Source organism: Jiangella rhizosphaerae, assembly GCF_003579925.1.
In the GTDB taxonomy this organism is placed as follows: Bacteria; Actinomycetota; Actinomycetes; order Jiangellales; family Jiangellaceae; genus Jiangella; species Jiangella rhizosphaerae.
Map to the genome: position 1 here is coordinate 1 of NZ_QUAL01000430.1, position 21,410 is coordinate 21,410.

The window sequence follows — 21,410 nt, forward strand, 5'->3', positions numbered from 1 at the left end:
CGCCGTCGGCCAGTCCGCTCCGCCCGGCGAGATCGGGGTGGATCTCCACGTGCGGCTCGGTCACCGCGGCGGCCAGCGCCGGGACGCGACGGGTCTGCGCGCCGCTCTGGTACTGCTGCAGCACCCGGCCGGTCGTGAGGTAGACGGGATGATCGGCGTCGACGTCCTCGGCCGGCGGCCGGTGCTCGACGGCGACGAACCGGGCCCTGCCGTCCGGCGTCGGGAACCCGTCGGCGAACAGGCGTGGTGTGCCCGGGTGGGCGTCGGACGGGCACGGCCAGAACACGCCGCCCTCGGCGTCGATGCGGTCCCAGCTGATGCCGGCGTAGTCGGCGACGCCGCCGGCGCTGGCCCGGCGCAGCTCGTCGAAGACGGTCTCGGGGTCGGCGTCGAACAGCTCGCCGCGGCCCAGCCGGTCCGCGAGCGCCGTCACCACCTCGAGCTCGGTGCGCACCCCGGGCGGCGGCGCGACGGCGCGGCGCCGGCGGATCACCCGGCCCTCCAGGTTGGTCATCGTGCCGTCCTCCTCGGCCCACTGGGTGACCGGCAGGACGACATCGGCCAGTGCGGCGGTCTCGGACATGACGACGTCGCAGACGACCAGCGTGTCCAGTGCCGCCAGGCGTTCGGTGACCCGGCGTCCGCGCGGCGACGACACCGCGAGGTTGGTGCCGTGGACGAGCAGCGTCCGCGGCCCGCCGCCGGTGCCGAGGCTCTCGATCAGCTCGTACGCCGACGGCCCCGGCCCGGGCAGCTCGCCGGGCTCCACGCCCCACACGCCGGCGACGTGCGCCCGGGCGGCCGGGTCGTCGAGCTTCCGGTAGCCGGGCAGCTGGTCGGCCTTCTGCCCGTGCTCGCGGCCGCCCTGCCCGTTGCCCTGGCCGGTGATGCAGCCGAACCCGCTGTGCGGCTTCCCGGGCAGGCCGAGCGCGAGCGTCAGGTTGATCAGCGCGGTGACGGTGTCGGTGCCCTTGCTCTGCTGCTCCGCGCCGCGGGCGGTCAGGACGACGGCCCCGCGGCCGCGCGCCCCGGCGGCGAGCTGGGCGACGGTGGCCCGCTGCGCCGCCACCGAGACCCCGGTGACCCGTTCCACCCGCTCCGGCCACCACTGCGCGGCCGCCCGCCAGGCCTCCTCGAACCCCGTCGTGCGGTCGTGGATGTAGGCGCGGTCGGCGTGGCCGTCGGCGACCGCGATGTGCAGCAGGCCCAATGCCAGCGCGAGGTCGGTCCCCGGCATCACGGGCAGGTGCAGTGTCGCGCGCTCGGCGGTGGCGGTGCGGCGGGGGTCGGCGACGATCAGCGAGCCGCCGCGGTCGACGACGGCGGCCAGGTGCTGCACGAACGGCGGCATCGTCTCGGCGACGTTGCCGCCGGCGATGAGGACGGCGCCGGTCTCGGCGAGGTCGGGCAGCGGGAACGGCAGCCCGCGGTCGATGCCGAACGCCCGGTTCGACGCGGCCGCGGCCGACGACATGCAGTACCGGCCGTTGTAGTCGATGTTCTTCGTCCGCAGCGCGACCCTCGCGAACTTGCCCAGCTGGTAGGCCTTCTCGTTGGTCAGCCCGCCGCCACCCAGCACGGCGACGGCGTCCCGGCCGTGCTCACGCTGGGTGGCGCGGATCGCGTCCGCGACCGCGTCGAGCGCCTCGTCCCAGGTCGCCTCCCGGAACGGCCCGGACCGGTCGTCGCGCAGCAGCGGCGTCGTCAGCCGCTCCGGGGAGGCGAGCAACTCGGCCGCCGTCCAGCCCTTCTGGCACAGGCCGCCGCGGTTGGTCGGGAAGTCGCGCGGTCCCACGGTGACCCGGCCGCCGGCGTCCGTCGTCAGCGTCATCGCGCACTGCAGGGCGCAGTACGCGCAGTGGGTGGCCGTGGTGCCCATGCCCGCTACGGTGTGAACCGGCGGTTTCCGTCCCGACTCCGGCGCGTTACGCCCACGATAAATGCCGCGCACTCGTGACCTCCGAACGCCGTGATCAGATGTCGGCGCCGGACAGCGCCGAGCCCCGCCGGCCGTAGTTCCACCAGGTCAGCAGTGCGCAGGTGACGTAGAAGCCGAGGAAGATGACGAACGCGGTGGCGACGGCGTCCGCCGGCACCCGGCCGTCGTTCACCAGGCCCAGCACGCCGAACGTCGCGACGATGACGAACCCACCGAATGCGCCCACCGCCGACGACAGCCCGATGACGGCGGCCGCCTCGGTGCGCCCGCGGGCCAGCGCGGCCGCGCGGTCGCCGTCGCCCGCCTCCCGCAGCGCCTGCTGCTGGAAGATCATCGGGATCATCCGGAACGTCGAACCGTTGCCGATGCCCGTCGTCACGAACACCAGCAGGAACGCGCCGAGGAACAGCGGCCAGCGGGCCGCGTCCACGGCGACGATGACGACGACGGTGCCGGCGGCCATCGCGGCGAAGTTCCAGAACGTGAGCCGGGCGCCGCCGATCCGGTCGGCCAGCCAGCCGCCGAACGGCCGCGCCACCGAACCGACCAGCGCGCCGAGGAACGCGTAGTTCGCCGCCGGCACCTCCGGAAACTGCAGCTGGATGAGCAGCGGGAACGCCGACGAGTACCCGATGAACGAGCCGAACGTGCCGATGTAGAGCCACGACACGATCCACGTGTGCTTGTGCCGCACCACGGTGATCTGCTCGCGGAACGTCGCCAGCGACACCGACAGGTTGTCCATGAAGAACCACGCACAGGCCGCGGCGAGCACACCCAGCGCCGCCCACACCCAGCCGGCCCGGGCGAGGTCCACACCGGCAGCGCTCGCCCCGACCAGCCCGAACAGCCCGCCGGCGCCGACGATCAGCGGCAGCCCCAGTTGGATCAGCGCGACACCGATGTTGCCGCCGGCCGCGTTCAGGCCGAGGGCCAGGCCCTTGGACCGGTCCGGGTAGAAGAAGCTGATGTTCGTCATGCTGGACGCGAAGTTGCCGCCGCCGAACCCGGCGGTCGCCGCGATCAGCAGGAACGCCCAGTACGGCGTGCCCGGGTTCTCCACGGCCACCGCCAGCAGCACGGTCGGGACGAGCAGCAGCAGTCCGCTCACCACCGTCCAGTTCCGGCCGCCGAACCGGGGGACCGCGAACGTGTACGGGATCCGCAGCACCGCGCCGACCATGTTGGGGACCGCGACCAGGAAGAACATCTGGGCGGCGGAGAAGCCGAAGTCGTAGTGCGCGACCAGCAGCGCCGACGAGATGCTCCACAGCGTCCACACCGAGAACGCGACGTTCTCGGCGAAGATCGAGAAGATCAGGTTGCGCCGGGCGACGGCGCGGCCGGTGCGCTGCCAGAACGCCTCGTCCTCCGGCTCCCAGTGGTCGATCCAGCGCGCTCCCCGGCGCGGGCCTGCGAGCGTGGACTGTACGGCGGCCGGCTCGGTCGTCGAGGCGGGTGCGAGCGTCGGCGTGTCGGTCATGACGTCCTCCGGATCGGGGTCTGACTCCACTGGCCGCCGACGCTAGGAACGCGCCATTACGCGGGCGTCGCCCAGGTGACGCGGAGATGTCAACGTCTCCTCACCCCGGCGCGACGACGCCCGTGAGATCCCGGCGTGGATGGGGCGGCGGGGGCCCTGGTGCGAGCGGGCCGAATCGGCATACGTTGGGCTGATGGAGGACGACGGGAGTCGATCCGAGGCGGCCGGCCGGGCTGCCGCCATCGTCGGGGCCGGACCGGCCGGGTTGTACGCCCTGGCGGCGCTGGTGCGCAGCGACCGCTTCGACCGCATCGACGTGTTCGAGGCCGCGCCCGCGCCGTACGGACTGGTCCGCTACGGCGTCGCGCCGGACCATCCGAAGACCCGCAACATCTCGCGCGTGCTCGCCCGCGGGTTCGAGCACACGAGGGTGCGGTTCCTCGGCAACGTCAGCGTCGGCCGCGACCTCACCGTCGACGAGCTGCGGGCCGGCTACGACGTCGTCGTCGTGTCGACCGGCATGCTCGGTGACCGGCGGCTGGGCATCCCGGGCGAGGACCTGCCCGGCTCGTACGGCGCGTCCGAGCTGGTCGCCTGGTACACCGGCCACCCGCAGGCGGGCGCCGTCCAGCTGCCGGCGAACCTCACGAGCGCGACGGTCATCGGGGCCGGCAACGTCGCCCTCGACATCGCCCGCATCCTGGCCAAGGACGCCGCGACGCTGCGGTCCACGTCGATGCCCCGGCACGTGGTCGACGCGCTGGCCGCGAGCACCGTCACCGACGTCCACCTGGTCGCCCGGCGCGGACCGGCGCAGGCCAAGTTCACCTCACCCGAGCTGCACGAGCTGGGTGCGCTCGACGGCGTCGACCTCGTCGTCGACCCCGCCGACCTCGAGCTACGACCGGCCGACGAGGAGGCCGTCGCGCACGACCGCCACGCCAAGGTCACCGTCGACGTGTGCCGCGAGTGGTCGCAGCGCCCGGCCACCGGCGCGCCACGCCGCATCCACTTCCATTACTGGCGCCGCCCGGTCCGCATCCTCGGCGACACCGCGGTCACCGGCATCGAGCTGGAACCCACGCGCGACGCCGGCGCGCCCGTGCTGACGCTGCCGACGCAGCTGGTCGTGCGGGCCATCGGCTACCACGGCCGGCCGATCCCCGGGCTGCCGTTCGACGAGGCCGCCGGCACCGTCCCGTCGCGCGACGGACGGGTGATCGCCGACGGCGCGGTCGTCGCCGGCGTCTACGTCACCGGCTGGCTGCGCCGCGGCCCGACCGGCGTCATCGCGACCAACCGGGGCGACGCCAACGAGGTCGCGGAATCCGTGCTCGCCGATCTCGACACGCTGCCCGAGCGCCCGTCCGACCCGGACGGCGTCGACAAGCTGCTGGCCGAGCGCGGGGTCAGGGTGGTGACCTGGGTGGACTGGCTGCGGCTCGAGGCGCACGAGAAGGCGACCGGCGACGCCGCGGGCGGCGACCCGATCGTGGTGCACGACCTGGCCACCGCCCTCGAGGTCATCGACGCCGCCGGCTGACGCCGCCGAGGTTGCCCAGCCCCACCAGGGCACCCGCGCCGAGCACCAGCACCGCCGCCTGGGCGGCGCGGCCGTTCGGCGCGGGGGTGCCGCTCTCGGTCCCCGAGTCGGTGCCGGAGTCCGTACCGCTGTCGGTGCCGGAGTCGGTGCCGCTGTCCGTCCCGGATTCCGTTCCGGTGTCGGTGCCGGTGTCGCCGGACGTGTCGCCCGACGTGTCGCCGGAGGTGTCGCCGGTGTCGGTGCCGGAGTCGGTCCCGCCGGTGTCGGTGCCGCCCCACTCGGTGCCGGTCTCGGTCGCGCCGGACTCGTCTCCGCCGGTCTCCTCGCCCGACTCCGTGGCGCCGGACTCGTCGCCGCCGGTCTCCTCGCCCGACTCCGTGGCGCCGGACTCGTCGCCGCCGGTCTCCTCGCCGGTCGGCTCCTCGCTGGGCTGTTCGCCGCCCTCGTCGCCGTTCTCGTCGCCGTCGTTCCCGTTCCCGTTGCCGTTGCCGTTGCCGTTCGGCCGGTCGGGACGGTCCGGGCGGTCGTTGCCGCCGCCGTTGTCGTTCTCTTCGCGGATGTTCGCGGCGTCCGGGAAGTCCTCCTCGGGCACGCCCTCGAGCGCGCCCTCCATGAAGGCCGTCCACGTCCGTCCCGGGTAGGCGCCGCCGCTGAAGTGGTCCATGCCGCCGACGCCGTCCAGCGACTCGGTGCCGTCGCCGCGGAAGTACACGACGGACGCGGCCAGCTGCGGGGTGTACCCGGCGAACCACGCGGTGAGGTCGTCGTGCGTTCCCGTCTTCGCCGCGACCGGGCGGTCGAGGTCCTGCGCGGCCTCGGCGGTGCCGTTCTCGACGGTCTCGGTGAGCGAGTACGTGACGTCGGCCATGACGTCCTCCTCGTACACCCGTTCCGCGGCCGCCTGGTGCTCGTACGCTACGGCGCCGTCGCGGTCGACGATCTGCTGCACGGTGTGCGTGGTGGTGTGCATGCCCTGAGCCGCGAGCGTCGCGTAGGAGTTGGCCATGTTCAGCGCCGAGACGCCGCCGATGCCGATGGCGATACGCGGGTTCAGGTTGGCCTGCAGCTGCTCGTCGTCGGGGAAGCCGGCCCGGACGAGCGAGTTGAGCACCTTGTCGGGCCCCATCTCCATGGCGACGTCGACGAACGCGGTGTTGATGGAGCGCTCCATCGCCCGTTCCAGGCTGACGTTGCGGCCGTAGTCCTCGTTGCCCTGGTTGTTGACCGGCGGGCCGAGCTCCGGCGGGTCGAACGGCGAGTTGCCCCAGAACGTGCTGCGCAGGGAGTAGCCGTTCTCCAGCGCCGCGGCGAGCACGAACGGCTTCACCGTCGACCCGGCCTGCGGGATGGCGTCGACGGCGTCGTTGTAGCTCTGTTCGACGGCGTCGGGCCCGCCGTAGATCGCGGCGACGGCGCCGTCGCCGGGCCGCACGGCCGCGATGCCGATGTGCACGCCGTCGGCGTCCTCGGTGGGCCGCTCGTCCTGGACGGCCTGGATGGCCGCCGACTGCGCCTGGATGTTGAACGTCGACGTGACGCGCAGGCCGCCGGTCTCGATCTCCTGCTCGTCGTAGCCCATCGCGAACAGCTCGTCGCGCACCATCATGAGCAGGTAGCCGTTGGGCCCGCCGTAGCGGTTGACCTGCTGCTCGGGCAGGATCTCCGGCGGCACGGTGGCGGCGGCGGTGGCTTGGTCGATGGCGCCCGTGGTCACCATGCCGTCGAGGACGTACTGGAACCGCTGGGCGAACCGCTCCGCGTTCTCGGGACCGAGGGTGGGGTCGTATCTCGTCGGCGAACGCAGGATGGCGGCCAGCGCGGCGCTCTGCGCGAGGTCGAGGTCGGCGACGTCGACGCCGAAGTAGGAACGCGACGCCGTCTGGACGCCGTAGGTACCGCGGCCGAACCAGATGGTGTTGAGGTAGTCGGCCAGGATCTGGTCCTTGTCGACGTCCTGGTCGATCTTCACCGAGATGACGAGCTCGCGCAGCTTGCGGGTGTAGGAGCGGTCCTGCGTGAGGTAGTAGTTCTTGACGTACTGCTGGGTGATGGTCGAGCCACCGCCCGCGCTCGACGAGCCGCGCAGCGCGTCCCACCCGGCCCGGGCCATGCCGGTGAGCGAGAACCCGGAGTTCTCGTAGAAGCTGCGGTCCTCGGCAGCGACGACGGCCTGCTGCAGGGTCTGCGGGATCTCGTCGATGCCGACGATCTCGCGGTTCTCGGCGCTGAACCGGCCCAGCTCGGTCTGGCCGTCGTCCCAGTAGACGATGGTGGCCTCGGAGGTGGAGAAGTCGTTCGGCTCGGGCACGTCGATCATCGCGAACGCGACCCCGATGGCCCCCGCGCCCAGCAGGAACATGCCGAGGACGGTGAAGCCGAACACCTTCCGGTTGAAGACGCGTCGCCAGCCGGTCCGCTTCTGGCGGCCGGCTCGATAGCGGGCGCCGCCCCGGTCGGGGCGGCCGGCGGAGTCGGTGATGTCGGAGTTCTCGGGTTCGGGTTCCGTGCTCATGACGTCTTCGATGGTACGTTGCGCGGTTGGGGTCGCTCGTGCCGTTGAGAAGACGTCCGGCGCCGCCACGGAGTTCCGGGAGGCGGCCGGCGCCGGCTTCTCGTCCAGCGGTCGCCGCCGCTGCGGCCCGCCCGGGGACGGGCACGGCGCAGCGACGTTTCTCCGCCACCCCCGCGAGCGGAGACCACGACTCGCCGCGCCCTGCCCGCCGACCCGGTATACCCGGTTCGTCCCAGGTCTGAAACCGAGTCCGGGATCACATCACTCCGCGTGACGGTGTGCCACCTGCTCGAGCAGGCGCAGCGCCTCGGCGACGATCTCGTCCGGCGTGCCGTCGATCGGGACCCGCACGCCGTCCTCGTCGGGCTCCAGCGGCTCGAGGGTGTCGAGCTGTGACCGCAGCAGGCTGGGCGGCATGAAGTGCCCCTTGCGCGCCTTCATGCGCGCGGCGAGGAGCTCGGGGTCGCCGTGGAGGTGCACGAACGTCACCCCGCCGGCGGCCTCGCGGAGCACGTCGCGGTAGACCCGGCGCAGCGCGGAACACGTGACGACGGCGCTGTGGCCCTGCTCGGCCTGCGCGGTGAGCCAGTCACGCACAGTGGCCAGCCACGGCATGCGGTCCTCGTCGGTGAGCGGCGTGCCGGCCGCCATCTTGGCGACGTTGGCCGGAGGGTGCATGTCGTCGGCCTCGGCGAACGGCCGGCCGAGACGGTCGGCGAGCCGCGTGGCGATGGTCGTCTTGCCTGAGCCGGACACGCCCATGACGACGATGTGGGGCGGGAGGGTCATCGCTCCACTCTTATGTGTCGGGCCGTGCACCTCAACTCACTGACTCCCAACCCACTCCCGGCCCGGACCCTCCGCGGGGTCCAGCATCACACGCCCTGGCTGTGAGCGTCGGCCACGTCCAGACTGGGAGCATGACCGACTCCGCGCCAGTGCGCGAGCTGCGGCTCGTCGTGACCGTCCCCGACCACGAGGAAGCCGTGCGGTTCTACCGCGACGTGCTCGGCCTGCCCCAGCTGGCCGACTTCTCCTCAGCCGACGGCCAGGTGATCCTGCTCGGCGCCGGCCGGGCGACGATCGAGATCGTCGATGAGTCCCAGGCCGAGTTCATCGACCGCGTCGAGGTCGGCCGGCGGGTGGCCGGCCACATCCGCGTCGCCCTCGAGGTCTCCGACTCCGCCGCGACGACCCGGCGACTCGCCGACGCCGGCGCCGACGTCCTGGCCGAACCCACCCGCACGCCGTGGAACTCGCTCAACGCGCGCCTCGACGCGCCCGGCGGACTGCAGCTCACCCTCTTCACCGAGCTCGGCGACGGCTGACCCTCCTCGGGTGCGGGCGCGACGGCCCGAGGCGGCCTCACGGCGGCCGACCGCCTTGGCAAGCCTCACCATCGCGCAACATCCGACATATCGGACGCGGTAACGACGACCAGCCTTGCCAAGGCGCGGACTGGGATGGCGGAGGGCTGCGGAGGTCGAGGTGTGGCCAGACTCGCCCGTCACCGGGCCGAGCCGAGCCCGCCGTCGCGCTCCTTCGACCGCGCGTAGTGGCGGCGCGCCTTGGCGCGGTTGCCGCAGATCTCCATCGAGTGCCACTTGCGGGCGTTGGCGCGGCTGTGGTCGACCAGGAAGTGCTGGCAGTCGGGGTCCGCGCAGGGCCGGATCCGCGACCCGTCGGGCCCCTGCAGTGCGGCCCACTCCTCGATGGCGCGCACCCCGACGCGGCGATCGGCCGGGACGTCGTCCTGCCACGACAACCCGTCGCTGGTGAGCCGGGCCCGCCTGTGCATGACCGCGACCCACGGCGCCAGCGCGTCGAGCGGCGCCTCGCCTCGGATGACGGCGGCGAGGACGGGCCGCACGGTACGGGCGTCGGCGATCTCCTCACGCGTCCCGAGCGCGCCGCGCTCGCGCAGCCACGCTCGCGCGTCGTCGTCGTCGGCGAGCTCGTCGCGCGGCCCGTCGGGATAGACGATGCGCGAGTTCACCAGGTCGAGCAGCAGCGGTGTCATGACGGTCCTTCCGATCGCTCTCCATTCTAACCCTATCGAGCGGCTTGACAGGTTGGAATATCCGCGCTTCCATCGAACTTGTAACCGCCACAGACAACGGAACCGGTTAGAAGCCGGTCGAGCGGAACGGAGCCAGCGCCATGCCGTACATCACCGTCGGAACCGAGAACTCCACCAACATCGACCTCTACTACGAGGACCACGGCAGCGGGCAGCCCGTCGTGCTGATCCACGGCTACCCGCTCGACGGGCACTCGTGGGAGAAGCAGTCGGCGGCCCTGCTCGAGGCCGGCTACCGGGTCGTCACCTACGACCGGCGCGGCTTCGGCCGGTCCAGCCAGCCGACCACGGGGTACGACTACGACACGTTCGCCGCCGACCTCAAGGCCGTCCTCGACACCCTCGACCTGCGCGACGTCGTCCTCGTCGGCTTCTCGATGGGCACCGGCGAGGTCGGCCGCTACCTCGGCACGTACGGCAGCGAGCGCGTGGCGAAGGCCGCGTTCCTCGCCTCGCTCGAGCCGTTCCTCCTGCAGACCGACGACAACCCGACCGGCCTGCCGCAGGACGTGTTCGACGGGATCGAGCAGACGGCGAAGGCCGACCGCTACGCCTGGTTCGACGAGTTCTACAAGAACTTCTACAACCTCGACGAGAACCTCGGCAGCCGCATCAGCGAGGCCGCGGTCCGGGGTAGCTGGAACGTCGCCGCCGGCGCGTCCTGGTACGCGTCGTCCGCCGTGGTGCCGACGTGGCACACCGACTTCCGAGCCGACATCGAGAAGATCGACGTCCCGGCGCTGATCCTGCACGGCACGGCCGACCGCATCCTCCCGATCGACGCGACCGCCCGTGAGTTCGCCAAGCGGCTCCCCGACGCCGACTACGTCGAGATCGACGGCGCGCCGCACGGCCTGCTCTGGACCCACGCCGACCAGGTCACCGAGGCGCTGCTCGCCTTTCTGCGCAAGTGAGTCGCCGACGAGGGGCGGCCGGGCTCGGTGTCCGGCCGCCCCTCGTCGCCTTCTCCGAGCACCCGTCGACATCGTGGTGAGCGAGAACGGCGACGCCTACGTCAACGGCATCGGCTTCGACTTCCCGCCGGCGAGTTGGCGCCGGCCGGCAGTGGGACGGCCCGCCGCCGCCCGGGCCTACCGGACGGCTGGTCGCCTACCCGGCGCCCGCACCAGGCGCCGGTCGGCCGTGACCGCGCCGGGTCCGAGCACGAGCCGCCAGGCGGTCGCGAGCAGCACCGCGGTGACGCCGAGCAGGATCGCGGTCTCGATCACCTGGAACTGCCAGAACCTGTCGTCCGGCTGGTACCGGACCGACGGGAACCCGTCGCCGGGACCCATCGTGATGCCGTCGATCGGCCAGCCGTGGGAGATGACCGCCGGGTCGTCCGACGTCAGCGGCTCGCGATACCGGGGACGCAGCCCGAACTCGATCGGCAGCCGCAGCGCCAGATAGACGGGGATGGTGACGGCCGCCGCCACGAGGACGCGGCGCGACAGCACGCCGGCCAGAACCCCGATCGCCATCCCCAGCAGCACGTACCCGGGGAACACCAGCACGGCGTGGTTGAACTTCGCCGACGAGAACCGCTGGATGTCCACGGGTTCCAACCACCAGCTCAGGCCGGCGGCGAACACCACGGAGGCGACGAGGACGACGCCGAACACGACGCCGAGCTGAGTGGCCAGCCAGCGGGTCCGGGTCACGCCCTGGGTCCAGGCCAGCTGCCAGGTGCCCTGCTCGTACTCCCGGGCCAGCAGCGGCGCCCCGATGAGCATGCCCGCGACCATCGGCAAGAACGGCAGCCAGGAGGTGAACTGCTGCGGCAGGCCCGCGTAGTCGTCCTCGAAGTCCATCACCCGGTCGATGCAGGCCTGGTCGGTGCCGCCGAGAAAGACCAGGTGACAGTCCCGAATCCCCAGGCGATCGTAGGCGTCGTGCATCGCGACGCCGTGGGTGAGCAGCAGGGCGCCGAGACCGGCCAGCAGGATCGCCACTCCGAGGAACTCGCCGCGATGCTGGCGCCAGGCCACCCAGATCATGCGCTCAGCTCCAGTTCGCTCGTGACGGGCCGGGGCTCCCGGGCCCGCCGCAGGTAGGCGAGGACGAGCTCCTCCAGACCGATCGGCCGGGCCGACCACCCGGGCATCGGCTCGGCGCCGCCGATCCGGGCGACTACGTGGGCGTGCCGGTCGGCCTGGTCCACGTGGATCACGCCCGGGCCGTCGGGCACGCCGGCGCCCGGGCCCGTGAGCACGCGATGCTCGTCGAGCAGGGAGTCGACGTCTCCGGCGAGCTGGACCCGGCCGCCCGCGACCACCACCAGGTGGTCGCATACGCGCTCCAGCTCGGCGACGTTGTGCGACGAGAGCAGCACGGTGAGGCCTTCGTCGGCCACCGTGGCCATCAGGACCTGCAGGAACTCGCGCCGGGCCAGCGGGTCGAGACTCGCCACCGGTTCGTCCAGGATCAGCAGCCGGGGCCGTTTGGCCAGCGCGAGCGCCAGGGCGACCTGAGCCTGCTGGCCGCCGGACAGCCGGCCCGTGCGCTGCCGCAGCGGGATGCCCAGCTCGTCGATGCGCCGCTCGGCGAGGTCCTGGTCCCAGGCCGGGTTGAGCGACCGGCCCAGGTGCAGCAGCTCCGACACCCGGAACCGCCGGTAGACCGGGTGGTCCTGGGCCACGTAGCCCAGCTCCCCCAGGGCCTGCGCCGACCCGGCCGGCGCCGATAGGCCGAAGAGCGAGACCGACCCGGCCGACGGCTGCTGCAGCCCGGCGAGCAGCTGCAGCAGCGTGGTCTTCCCCGCGCCGTTCGGCCCGACCAAGGCGACGACGGCGCCGGCCGGCAGCACGAGGTCGCAGTCCCGCAGCGCCCACGTCGACCGGTACCGCTTGCCCAGTCCCCTGGTGACGACGGCCGCGCTCACGCCGCGCCCTCCTCGGCCAGGTCCCGCCGGACGATGGCCAGCAACGCCCCGACGGCGTCGTCGTCGAGCCCGGCGTCCGCGGCCTCGCGCAGCCAGCGCTCCAGGCCGCGGCGCAGCTTCGCGTACTGCGCCGGCGACACCGTGACCTCGGGCGCTCGGGCGACGAACGTGCCCACGCCGGGCCTGGGATCGACCAGACCCTCGTGCTCGAGCTGGCGATAGGCCTTCGACACGGTGTTGGGGTTGATCGCGAGCTGCTCGACCGCCTCTCTGATCAGTGGCAGCCGGTCGCCCTCCCGGAGGTAGCCCACCGTGATCGCCTGGCGGACCTGGTGGACCAGCTGCAGGTACGGCGGGACCCCGGACGTGCTGTCGAGCTGGAATACGAACACGAGACGACCTCCCTGCTTTCCTATGAAACTAGTAAAGCAGGGTTAGTGCGGCGTGGTCAACGATCAACCGTCAGGCGGCGCGCTCGAACCCGAGGTGCACGTGGTCGCGGTGCAGGTCGTCGGCGAAGTGCTTGCCGCCGGGACCGTCGGGGTCGACCGGGCCGCCGATCTCGTCGCTGCCGGTCGCGCGCACCGCCGCCAGGAAGTCGAGCAGGAACGGCTCGTCCTTGCCCATCGACACCACCGGCCGGCCATCGACCGCCCAGATGTCGACGGCCCGGCCGCGGGTGTGGTTGCTGGTGCGATCGGTGCCGAAGACGTTCTCCGGATGGCCGCCGCGGAACACCGACACCGCCAGCTGGTAGGTCCCGGCCAGCTCCAGCAGCGCGGCGACCACGCGCGCGTCGACGACGCCCGCGGCGAGGTCGGCGACGGCGGCCTCCGGCAGGTGGACGCGGCCGCTGCCGGCGAGCTCGGCAGCCGGACCGGTCAAGGCGGCGGCCGCGCCAGGAGCCGGCGCGGCGGGGTGCAGCTCGGTGACCGTCCACGCGCCCGCCCTGCGGCGCAGCCGGACGTCCGCCGTCACGACCCGCTCCCGCAGCGTCGCACCGTCGACCCAGGTCTGCCGGACGACCGCCATGACGCTAGCGGTGCTGCGCTCCAGCCCGCCGTACTGCGGGTAGACGATCTGCGCGACGGCGGGCGCGGCCGGCGGCAGCAGCGGCCCGGCCATCGCCTCGAGCGCCGGCGGGGCACCGGCGGCAGTCAGCCTCCCGGCCGCGGGGGTGACGGCGACGCCGTCGGGCACCGTCCCGAGCGCTTCGAGCACCCGAGCCGCGGCCACCTTCACCTCGGGCGCGATCTCGTTGCCGCCGGGCTGCCAGGGCGAGAACGCCGGCAGGTCCGGTACCGGTGACGGGGGCTCCGGCACAGGACCTACCGGCCGCTTGGTGGTCGGCCGCGGCAACGTACGGCCGGTGCGCGGCGCCGATGGGTCAGGCGGATCGTCCGCACCGCACGCCGTGACGACCGCCGCCACCGCACCGGCCGCCGCGACGAGGAAGCCGCGGCGGCCGACGCTGCGAGCGGTCATCGAGCCCGCACGAACCGCGGGTCGATCCGGTACGTGTGGACCTCGTCGCCGTCGCGGTCGACATGGCTGCCGACGCGGCGCCAGCCGGCCCGCTCGTAGAACCCGGCCGCACCGCGGGCACCCGCCTTCGTGATCAGCTCGACGCGGTCGCCGCCGGCCGCCGCGACACAGGTGAGGAGCGCCTCGGACAGCGCCCTGCCGACCGACTGCCCCCGCCGCTCCGGCGCGACGACGATCGCCTCGAGCACCGCGATCGGGCCGAAGCCCGCCTCGGGCACGTCGCCCCGGCCGGCCACCCGGGCCGGCGCCGCACCCCGTCCGAGCAGCCGTCGCGCGTAGCGCAGCCCTCGGGTCCGGAGGAACTCGGCGGCGACGACCGGCCGCGTGAGCAGCGCCCGCAGCCCCGCCAGGGTGAGCTCGCGGCGGCGGTGGCCGATGATCCAGGCGACGTTGGCCGGCCGGTCGGTGGTGCCCAGCGCGAACCCGACGACCTCGCCGCGCTGCTCGGCGACCAGCACGATGCCGTACCGCGACTCCAGGTGGGCACGGTGCCAGCGGCGGACGAATCCCTCGCCGAGGCGCGGGAACAGCCCGTGCGGCAACTCCGTCACGTGCAATGCCGCGGTCCTGCGCAGGTCGTCCTCGCCCGCGGTCCGGACCTCGATCTCGCCATCAGTGCTCATCCTCAGCCTCTCTGCGACCGAACCCCGCACCCGGCTCTCCTGCCTTGCTAGACGCGCCGCCGGGCGGCCGCGTTGTCGCAAAGGCGCGAACGTCAAGATCCATGCTTCGGCGCGAATCTCAGAGGAACCTCAGAGCGCCCGTGCGAGCATCGATGACATGACAGGCGACCAGGACCGCTCGTTGCTGCTGGTCGAGGACGACGCGAAGCTGGCGGCGCTGCTGGAGCGGCTGTTCACCGGCGAGGGGTACACCGTCGACGTCGCGCGCGACGGCCAGTCCGGGCTGCACCACGCGCTGACCCAGCGATACGCCGTCATGGTCATCGACCGCGGGCTGCCCGCTATCGAGGGCGTCGACCTCGTGCGCCGGCTGCGCGCGCGGGGCGTCTCGACGCCGATCCTGGTCCTGACCGCCCGCGGCACCACCGAGGATCGCGTCGAGGGCCTGGACGCCGGCGCCGAGGACTACGTCGTCAAGCCGTTCGAGATCGACGAGCTGCTGGCCCGGCTGCGCGCACTGCTGCGCCGGCACACCGACAGCTCGACCCGGCTCGACCTCGGCGAACGGTACCTCGACGTCACCGCGCGGCGGGTGCTCGGCGGCACGGGCGCGCCGATCGAGCTGTCGGGGCGCGAGAACGAGCTGCTGCAGCTGTTCGCCGCCCACCCGACGCAGGTCTTCACCCGCGATGAGCTGCGTCGTCAGGTCTTCCAGGACGCCGACAGCCCGGGCGCCGTGGACACCTACGTCTACTATCTGCGCAGGAAACTCGGCCGGGACGTCATCCGAACCGTCCACGGCCTCGGCTACCGGATGGGATCTGCGTGAGCTGGCGCCCAGGCGGCTCCGAGCGCCGCCGTCCACCGTCCGCACCCGCGGACCGGCGGCTGCTGCGCCGGGCGTCGATCGTCGTCGCGGCGCAGACGGGCGTCGCCGTCGCGCTGGTCATCGGCGTCATCATCGCGCTGGTCTACTCGATCAGCGGACAGGAGCGGGTCTCCGCGACCGACCACAAGCTCCAGACGAAGATCGCGGACGTGGCGGAACCCGGGGACACGATCGTGGACGGGGCGCCCGACGGCTGCCCCGAGGACGAGGTCCGCGCCGCCGTCGACGAGCTCGAGCCGGGCACCCGGCGGTTCGAGGTGTGCGACACCCCGTTCCTCGCCCACGTCGAGGAGAGCGACGGCGAGCGGGTCGCCGCCGCCACGAACTTCACCGAGCAGCAGGAGGAGACCGAACGGCTGGCCCGGCTGTCCATCCTCGTCGGCGTCGCCGGGGTACTGGCGGCGGCCGGGCTGGGCTGGCTGGTGGCGCGGCGCGCCGTCCGCCCGCTCGGCGACGCGCTGGCCTCGCAGCGCCGGTTCGTCGCCGAGGCCAGCCACGAGCTGCGCACCCCGCTGGCGATCCTGCACACCCGCGCCCAGCTGCTGCAGCGCCGTCCCAGCACCGACGACGACCAGCGGCAGGAGATCGACCAGCTGGTCGACGACGCCCGGGTGCTCAACGACATCGTCAACGACCTGCTGCTGTCGGCGGAGATGCAGTTCCGGCCCGAGGCGCGGCAGGCGGTCGACCTCGCGCGGGTCGCCACGCAGGTCAAGGACTCGTTCTCCGCGACCGCCGACGAAGCCGGCGTCGACCTCGTCGTCGACAGCGTGCCCACCGACTCGCACGTCGTCACCGGCGTGCCGAGCGCGCTGCGCCGCGCCGTCGCCGCGCTCGTCGACAACGCGATGGACCACGTCTCCCGCGGCGGCACCATCACGCTCGGCCTGTCCGGGTCCGACGGCACCGTCCGCATCAGCGTCATCGACGACGGCGACGGGCTCGACCCCGAACTGGCCGCGCAGCTGACCCAGCGGTTCCGCCGCGGACCCGGCGCCAACGGCAACGGCCACCACCCGCGGCTCGGTCTCGGGCTGGCGCTCGTCGACGAGATCGTGCACGCCCACGACGGCACCCTGGCGATCGACGGCCGCCCTGGTCACGGCGCCACCGTCACCCTGACGTTCCCCGCCGCGCCCTGAGCTTGTGAGAGCGAGATTCTCCTCAGGCGTGGCCTGACGCCAGCTCGCTGACTGATTTGAAGTATCGAGCGTGAGTTCGCCGGAGCTCAGCCACGGAGTCGGCCGCAATCACGACTACTTCAAGGTCGCTACCTGCTGCCCGGCTCTCCGTATCCAGGCGGGCCCGCAGCGCGCGCGCCCGGGCGCCGCTGCCCCTGTACTCCTTTATGTCCAAGTCACCGGTACGGCGATCGTAAGACAGCAGAAAGTTGACCACGTGTTCGCCTCCCTACGTGCGAATATACACATCGTTGCGAAGCCAGCTAAGCCAGCGAGTCGAAGATCTCCGCGAGCTTGGAGAGCCGTTCCTTCAATTGGGCATGCACCTCGTCACCTTGTTGCTGCAGGTCCCGCGACTGCTCGACCAGCTTGTCGAGCTTCTCCTGGTCAACCTCGACAGGCCCAAGCTCCGTGTCCGGAACCAGCGCGATGACACGGTGCGCGATGTCACGGAGGTGTTCGAACGCTGCGAACTGGTCAACCGACAGCGCTTGAAGAGCACTGACAGCCGCCGCTCGCAGTTCGACCGATCCGTCTGGACCCGGCAAGGGCGCCTCGCCGTACCTGATCTGCCGCCCCCATGTATCTGCCAACCGCTCATACAGGTCGGCCCATAACGCTTGCAGCTCGGTCCGGATCTGGACTTCCACAGGCAGTCCGTCGGAGACAATCACGATGTGGAGTGCACGGTAGCCACTCATCGGTTCTGCGCGACGGTCGACCGGTTTGGCATCCTGGCATTCGAACAAGTCGATGAGATGGTTGGCGACCACATCCTGTTCTGACAGCACGAGGTCGCCGACGATTCGCACGCCTGAGATGTCTCGGATCGCTGGTAGCTTGACCGCTGGCGTACGCATCAACTTGTCTAGCAACGTGCCGAGCGTCTTGGTGCGAGCCGTCACAGCGAGATCGATTGGACGACCCAGGACCGCTGACCAATCAACAGCGTCGATGGCTGCCCGAACCGAGGTGGTGTTCTGGTCATAGGCGTCCAGAACCTCGGCATACAGGTTCCAATCCGCGCCGGTAGCGCGACCAGTGACCAGACGTTCGCCCAGCTTGGCCACCTGACTCTTCGATACCGGCAACGGCATGGAGCGACAATGCCACGGGTTCTCAGGACTCCGCATCTTCGCCGGTCACCGCACCCACGGCGAGCCACTGTCACCCTCACGTTCCCCGCCGCGCCCTGAGCCCGTCATGCCCGGTGCACGTCCCGTGCGTCGTTTCGGGCGATCGGCACCGGGTACATTCGAGTCGCGACGGAACCTCGAAATCGACGGATCCGTTCTCGCAGCAACAACGTCACATGTGTGACGCCTCGGCCGGGCACGGCCGCGATCACCAGAAGGGTTTCCTTTGATGACCACGGCCATCGACACCGCGCCCGCGCGCGGTTCCGCCCGAGAACGGCACGTCAGCGCGTACGCCGAGCTCTCGAAGATCATCCAGTCGGCCGGCCTGCTCAAGCGCCGGTACGCCTACTACTGGACGCTCATGCTCGGCACCGTCGCCGCGTTCATCGGCATCTGGGTCGGCTTCGCGCTGCTCGGCGACTCCTGGTACCAGCTGCTGCTGGCCGCCGCCCTCGCCGTCGTCCTGGCGCAGTTCGGCTTCATCGGCCACGAGGGCTCGCACCGGCAGATCTTCGCCTCGCACCGCTGGAACGAGTGGACCGGCCGGGTGATCTCGGGCCTGTTCACCGGGCTCAGCTACAGCTGGTGGATGCGCAAGCACACCCGCCACCACCTCAACCCGAACAAGGAGGGCGCCGACCCCGACATCGCGCCGGGTGTCCTCGCGTTCTCGCCGGCGGCGCTGCACCAGCGCGGCCCCGTCGGGCAGTGGTTCGCCCGGCGGCAGGGCTGGTTCTTCTTCCCGCTGCTCCTCCTCGAAGGTCTCGCGCTGCACGCGCACAGCATCCAGAACATCCTCCGGCGGGAACGGCTCGAGCACCGCTGGGTCGAGATCCTCTTCGTCACCGTCCGGCTCGGCGGCTACCTCGCGGCCCTGTTCGTCGTGCTGCCCCCGGGCAAGGCCATCGCGTTCTTCTGCGTCCAGATGGGCCTGTTCGGGGTGCTCCTGGGCGGCGCGTTCGCCCCCAACCACAAGGGCATGCCGATCGTCCCGGCCTCGATGAAGATCGACTTCCTGCGCCGGCAGGTGCTCATGTCCCGCAACATCACCGGCGGGCCCGTCACCGACCTCGCCATGGGCGGCCTCAACTACCAGGTCGAGCACCACCTGTTCCCGAGCATGCCGCGACCCAACCTGCGGCGGGCGCAGCCGATCGTGCGCGAGTTCTGCGCGCGCCACGGCATCGCCTACACCGAGACGTCGCTGATGGGGTCGTACCGCATCGTGGTCCGGTACCTCAACGACGTCGGCCTGAAGGCGCGCGACCCGTTCCAGTGCCCCATCACGGCGCAGTACCGCGCGTAGGCCCGGTCGTCGGTCCGGCGACCGCCTCCGCTGTTGGTCGCCGTCCGCTGGCCTCCTCCGGCAGCGAGTTGATCACGTTCACCACGAAATCTCGTGTCGCGGTACGCCTGCAATCATGTCGACGCTCGAGGAATCCTCGTGATGACCCGCCTGATCCCATGATCACCGTGGATCAGACCCAGTGGTTGTCGTGGCGGAGGTAGAACGCGGCCCGCTCCTCCTCGCTCAGTTCCAGCCCCCTCGAGACCGCGGCGAGCGTCTCGAAGTAGTCCTCGCGCGGCGCGCCGGGCGTGAACATCAGCAGCATGGACGCCGGCTCGCCCAGGACGTTCTTGAAGCCGTGGACGCCGCCCGGCGGGACGTGCAGGAAGTCGCCGGGACCGGCCTCGATCCAGTCCGTGCCGTCGTACAGCCGGACCGCACCGCTGAGCACGTAGAACGACTCGGTGATGGTGCGGTGGAAGTGCGGACCGGGGCCGGACTCGCCGGGGCCGAAGGTCCAGCGGTAGAGCCCGAAGTCGCCGCCGGTGGTCGCTCCGGTGGCCAGGTAGTCGACCGTCACGCCGGACGCGTAGGTCACCTCCGGCGGTGCGTCGGCGCGGCGCAGGCGCACGTCGACCTCGCCGTTCTCACCGTCGTAGCGAACGGACGGGTAGGGCGGGAAGCTCATCTCGTTCCTCCATCTCGGCGGGGTTTCGATTGGTAGCCGGGCACCCGATAAGGCACACTAGGCACCGACGGGACGTGATGACACGTCCCCGAGGTCGAGTGCGACGCGCCGTGTGAAGGCGCAGGTCCCCCTTCCCGATGAGCGGGGGCGCCGATCGTGACCGGCCACTCCCTCTACGTCCTGGAAGGACGTTCGTGCCCACAGATTCCCGCACTCCGCGGGGTGACGGCGCTCGCCGTCGCCCCCGCAATCGTCGCCGGCCGAGCCGGCCCACCGCCGCGGCACCGTCGGCCGCGTTCGACGACACTGTCGCGCCCGACTCGTCGGTCGCGCAGGCCGCTCCGGTCGCCGTCGTCGACGGGCGGTCGTTCGCCGAGCTCGGCGTGCCCGCCGCTGTCGTCGCCGCCCTGGCGGCCGACGGCGTCACCACCCCGTTCCCGATCCAGGCCGCCACGCTGCCCGACACCCTTGCCGGCCGTGACGTCCTCGGCCGCGGCCAGACCGGCTCCGGCAAGACCATCGCGTTCGCCGTCCCGACCGTGTCGCGGCTGCTCGCCACCGGCGCACCTCGGCGGCCGCGCCGTCCCCGCGCCCTGGTCCTCGTGCCCACCCGTGAACTGGCCAACCAGGTGGCCGCCACCGTGCGGCCGCTCGCCACGGCGGTCGGGCTGAAGATCGCCACGGTGTTCGGCGGTGTCGGGCAGGGGCCGCAGGTGCGCGCCCTGGCCGGCGGCATCGACGTCCTCATCGCCTGCCCGGGCCGGCTCGAGGACCTGATCGCGCAGGGCCACTGCGACCTCGGCGGTGTCGAGGTCACGGTGCTCGACGAGGCCGACCACATGGCCGACCTCGGCTTCCTGCCGGCGGTCCGGCGCCTGCTCGACACCACGCCGCGCGGCGGTCAGCGGCTGCTGTTCTCGGCCACTCTGGACAACGGTGTGGACACCCTGGTGCGCCGCTATATGTCCGACCCCGTCATGCACTCGACGGCGCCCGCCGTGGCCCAGGTCTCGACCATGACCCACCACGTCATGGCGGTCGAGACCGCCATGAAGGGCCAGGTCGTGCGTGAGCTCGCGTCCGGACGGGGCCGCACGCTGCTGTTCGCCCGGACGAAGCACGGCGCGAAGAAGCTGGCCAAGGGGCTCACCGCGGCCGGCATCCCGGCCGTCGACCTGCACGGCAACCTCAGCCAGGGCGCCCGCGAGCGCAACCTCGCCGCGTTCTCGGCCGGTTCGGCGCGGGTGCTCGTGGCCACCGACATCGCCGCCCGCGGCATCCACGTCGACGACGTCGGCCTCGTGGTGCACGTCGATCCGCCCGCGGAGCACAAGGCCTACCTGCATCGGTCGGGCCGCACCGCGCGAGCCGGCGCCGGGGGCGTGGTCGTCACCGTCATGACCCCCGACCAGGCCGGCGACGTCCGCACCCTGACCCGGCAGGCCGGCATCACGCCGACGCTCACCCGCGTCTCGGCCGGCCATCCCGCCATCGAGGCACTCACCGGCCCGAAGGCCCCGCTCGTGACGCCGCCGGTCGTCGCTCCCGCGGCGCCGGCGCGAGGCCGCACCGCCGGCGACGAGGCGGCCGCGGACCGTCCGGCCGGCCGTCGCCGTGGC

The 21,410-nt window shown here is 72.1% G+C and carries 19 protein-coding genes; 7 read left to right on the plus strand and 12 right to left on the minus strand.

The window, feature by feature from the left end; all coding sequences use genetic code 11:
• Together DY240_RS29365 and DY240_RS29370 are read right to left on the minus strand one after the other, a co-directional pair.
• Positions 1 to 1,879: molybdopterin oxidoreductase family protein (locus DY240_RS29365; RefSeq protein ID WP_119663192.1), on the minus strand; the 1,879-nt coding region annotated here is incomplete at its 3' end.
• Between the two features lie 94 nt (positions 1,880 to 1,973).
• On the minus strand, positions 1,974 to 3,422 hold the full coding sequence (locus tag DY240_RS29370) for an MFS transporter (protein WP_119663193.1): 1,449 nt from the start codon (positions 3,420 to 3,422) through the stop codon (positions 1,974 to 1,976).
• Positions 3,423 to 3,615: 193 nt separating this feature from the next.
• On the opposite strand from DY240_RS29370, the gene DY240_RS29375 reads away from it, so the two are divergent.
• On the plus strand, positions 3,616 to 4,965 hold the full coding sequence (locus DY240_RS29375; RefSeq protein ID WP_158603052.1) for an FAD-dependent oxidoreductase: 1,350 nt from the start codon (positions 3,616 to 3,618) through the stop codon (positions 4,963 to 4,965).
• On the opposite strand, the gene DY240_RS29380 is transcribed toward DY240_RS29375, so the two are convergent.
• Both DY240_RS29380 and DY240_RS29385 read right to left on the minus strand, forming a co-directional pair.
• Positions 4,946 to 7,477: a transglycosylase domain-containing protein gene (locus DY240_RS29380; protein WP_119663195.1), complete on the minus strand. Its 2,532-nt coding sequence runs from the start codon at positions 7,475 to 7,477 to the stop codon at positions 4,946 to 4,948. The two genes, DY240_RS29375 and DY240_RS29380, sit on opposite strands and share 20 nt — an antisense overlap.
• A gap of 261 nt (positions 7,478 to 7,738) precedes the next feature.
• Positions 7,739 to 8,266, minus strand: a complete 528-nt coding sequence (locus tag DY240_RS29385; RefSeq protein WP_199702716.1) for a gluconokinase — start codon at positions 8,264 to 8,266, stop codon at positions 7,739 to 7,741.
• A 131-nt stretch (positions 8,267 to 8,397) separates the two neighbouring features.
• On the opposite strand from DY240_RS29385, the gene DY240_RS29390 reads away from it, so the two are divergent.
• Positions 8,398 to 8,805, plus strand: coding sequence for a VOC family protein (locus DY240_RS29390; protein WP_119663196.1), 408 nt, complete (start codon positions 8,398 to 8,400; stop codon positions 8,803 to 8,805).
• A gap of 179 nt (positions 8,806 to 8,984) precedes the next feature.
• Here the strand turns inward: DY240_RS29390 and DY240_RS29395 are convergent, their stop codons facing one another.
• A complete protein-coding gene (locus DY240_RS29395; RefSeq protein ID WP_119663197.1) occupies positions 8,985 to 9,497 on the minus strand; it encodes a CGNR zinc finger domain-containing protein in 513 nt (170 codons plus the stop codon).
• Positions 9,498 to 9,637: 140 nt separating this feature from the next.
• On the opposite strand from DY240_RS29395, the gene DY240_RS29400 reads away from it, so the two are divergent.
• Positions 9,638 to 10,471: an alpha/beta fold hydrolase gene (locus DY240_RS29400; RefSeq protein WP_119663198.1), complete on the plus strand. Its 834-nt coding sequence runs from the start codon at positions 9,638 to 9,640 to the stop codon at positions 10,469 to 10,471.
• Positions 10,472 to 10,648: 177 nt separating this feature from the next.
• Here DY240_RS29400 and DY240_RS29405 read toward each other — a convergent pair whose 3' ends face one another.
• The 5 genes from DY240_RS29405 to DY240_RS29425 form a co-directional block, all read right to left on the minus strand.
• Entirely contained in the window at positions 10,649 to 11,554 is a 906-nt protein-coding gene (locus DY240_RS29405; RefSeq protein ID WP_199702718.1) for an ABC transporter permease subunit, read from the minus strand.
• Complete coding sequence (locus DY240_RS29410) at positions 11,551 to 12,438, minus strand: ATP-binding cassette domain-containing protein (protein WP_119663199.1); 888 nt, start codon at positions 12,436 to 12,438, stop codon at positions 11,551 to 11,553. Before DY240_RS29410 ends, DY240_RS29405 begins: the two co-directional genes overlap by 4 nt.
• Complete coding sequence (locus DY240_RS29415) at positions 12,435 to 12,830, minus strand: GntR family transcriptional regulator (protein ID WP_119663200.1); 396 nt, start codon at positions 12,828 to 12,830, stop codon at positions 12,435 to 12,437. The genes DY240_RS29410 and DY240_RS29415 overlap by 4 nt, the downstream gene beginning before the upstream one ends.
• 70 nt (positions 12,831 to 12,900) lie before the next feature.
• Entirely contained in the window at positions 12,901 to 13,923 is a 1,023-nt protein-coding gene (locus DY240_RS29420) for a hypothetical protein (RefSeq protein WP_119663201.1), read from the minus strand.
• Positions 13,920 to 14,606, minus strand: a complete 687-nt coding sequence (locus DY240_RS29425) for a GNAT family N-acetyltransferase (RefSeq protein WP_119663202.1) — start codon at positions 14,604 to 14,606, stop codon at positions 13,920 to 13,922. Before DY240_RS29425 ends, DY240_RS29420 begins: the two co-directional genes overlap by 4 nt.
• Before the next feature lie 157 nt (positions 14,607 to 14,763).
• On the opposite strand from DY240_RS29425, the gene DY240_RS29430 reads away from it, so the two are divergent.
• Complete coding sequence (locus DY240_RS29430; protein ID WP_119663203.1) at positions 14,764 to 15,435, plus strand: response regulator transcription factor; 672 nt, start codon at positions 14,764 to 14,766, stop codon at positions 15,433 to 15,435.
• Entirely contained in the window at positions 15,432 to 16,637 is a 1,206-nt protein-coding gene (locus DY240_RS29435) for a sensor histidine kinase (RefSeq protein WP_119663204.1), read from the plus strand. Before DY240_RS29430 ends, DY240_RS29435 begins: the two co-directional genes overlap by 4 nt.
• A gap of 302 nt (positions 16,638 to 16,939) precedes the next feature.
• On the opposite strand, the gene DY240_RS29440 is transcribed toward DY240_RS29435, so the two are convergent.
• Positions 16,940 to 17,773, minus strand: coding sequence for a nucleotidyltransferase family protein (locus tag DY240_RS29440; RefSeq protein ID WP_158603053.1), 834 nt, complete (start codon positions 17,771 to 17,773; stop codon positions 16,940 to 16,942).
• A gap of 268 nt (positions 17,774 to 18,041) precedes the next feature.
• Between DY240_RS29440 and DY240_RS29445 the strand changes: the two genes are divergently transcribed.
• Positions 18,042 to 19,121: a fatty acid desaturase family protein gene (locus DY240_RS29445; protein WP_119663206.1), complete on the plus strand. Its 1,080-nt coding sequence runs from the start codon at positions 18,042 to 18,044 to the stop codon at positions 19,119 to 19,121.
• Positions 19,122 to 19,293: 172 nt separating this feature from the next.
• Here DY240_RS29445 and DY240_RS29450 read toward each other — a convergent pair whose 3' ends face one another.
• Positions 19,294 to 19,791 (minus strand): cupin domain-containing protein, encoded by a 498-nt coding sequence (locus DY240_RS29450; protein WP_119663207.1) that lies wholly within the window; start codon positions 19,789 to 19,791, stop codon positions 19,294 to 19,296.
• A 194-nt stretch (positions 19,792 to 19,985) separates the two neighbouring features.
• Between DY240_RS29450 and DY240_RS29455 the strand changes: the two genes are divergently transcribed.
• Positions 19,986 to 21,410: DEAD/DEAH box helicase (locus DY240_RS29455; protein ID WP_233552926.1), on the plus strand; the 1,425-nt coding region annotated here is incomplete at its 3' end.

What these genes read in the sequence shown, in the direction of transcription:
- DY240_RS29445 (WP_119663206.1), top strand. Translation starts at nt 18,042, where the DNA reads ATGACCACGGCCATCGACACCGCGCCCGCGCGCGGTTCCGCCCGAGAA.
- DY240_RS29440 (WP_158603053.1), bottom strand. Translation starts at nt 17,773, where the DNA reads ATGCCGTTGCCGGTATCGAAGAGTCAGGTGGCCAAGCTGGGCGAACGT.
- DY240_RS29400 (WP_119663198.1), top strand. Translation starts at nt 9,638, where the DNA reads ATGCCGTACATCACCGTCGGAACCGAGAACTCCACCAACATCGACCTC.
- DY240_RS29390 (WP_119663196.1), top strand. Translation starts at nt 8,398, where the DNA reads ATGACCGACTCCGCGCCAGTGCGCGAGCTGCGGCTCGTCGTGACCGTC.
- DY240_RS29425 (WP_119663202.1), bottom strand. Translation starts at nt 14,606, where the DNA reads ATGAGCACTGATGGCGAGATCGAGGTCCGGACCGCGGGCGAGGACGAC.
- DY240_RS29370 (WP_119663193.1), bottom strand. Translation starts at nt 3,422, where the DNA reads ATGACCGACACGCCGACGCTCGCACCCGCCTCGACGACCGAGCCGGCC.
- DY240_RS29405 (WP_199702718.1), bottom strand. Translation starts at nt 11,554, where the DNA reads ATGATCTGGGTGGCCTGGCGCCAGCATCGCGGCGAGTTCCTCGGAGTG.
- DY240_RS29430 (WP_119663203.1), top strand. Translation starts at nt 14,764, where the DNA reads ATGACAGGCGACCAGGACCGCTCGTTGCTGCTGGTCGAGGACGACGCG.
- DY240_RS29375 (WP_158603052.1), top strand. Translation starts at nt 3,616, where the DNA reads ATGGAGGACGACGGGAGTCGATCCGAGGCGGCCGGCCGGGCTGCCGCC.
- DY240_RS29385 (WP_199702716.1), bottom strand. Translation starts at nt 8,266, where the DNA reads ATGACCCTCCCGCCCCACATCGTCGTCATGGGCGTGTCCGGCTCAGGC.
- DY240_RS29450 (WP_119663207.1), bottom strand. Translation starts at nt 19,791, where the DNA reads ATGAGCTTCCCGCCCTACCCGTCCGTTCGCTACGACGGTGAGAACGGC.
- DY240_RS29380 (WP_119663195.1), bottom strand. Translation starts at nt 7,477, where the DNA reads ATGAGCACGGAACCCGAACCCGAGAACTCCGACATCACCGACTCCGCC.
- DY240_RS29395 (WP_119663197.1), bottom strand. Translation starts at nt 9,497, where the DNA reads ATGACACCGCTGCTGCTCGACCTGGTGAACTCGCGCATCGTCTATCCC.
- DY240_RS29420 (WP_119663201.1), bottom strand. Translation starts at nt 13,923, where the DNA reads ATGACCGCTCGCAGCGTCGGCCGCCGCGGCTTCCTCGTCGCGGCGGCC.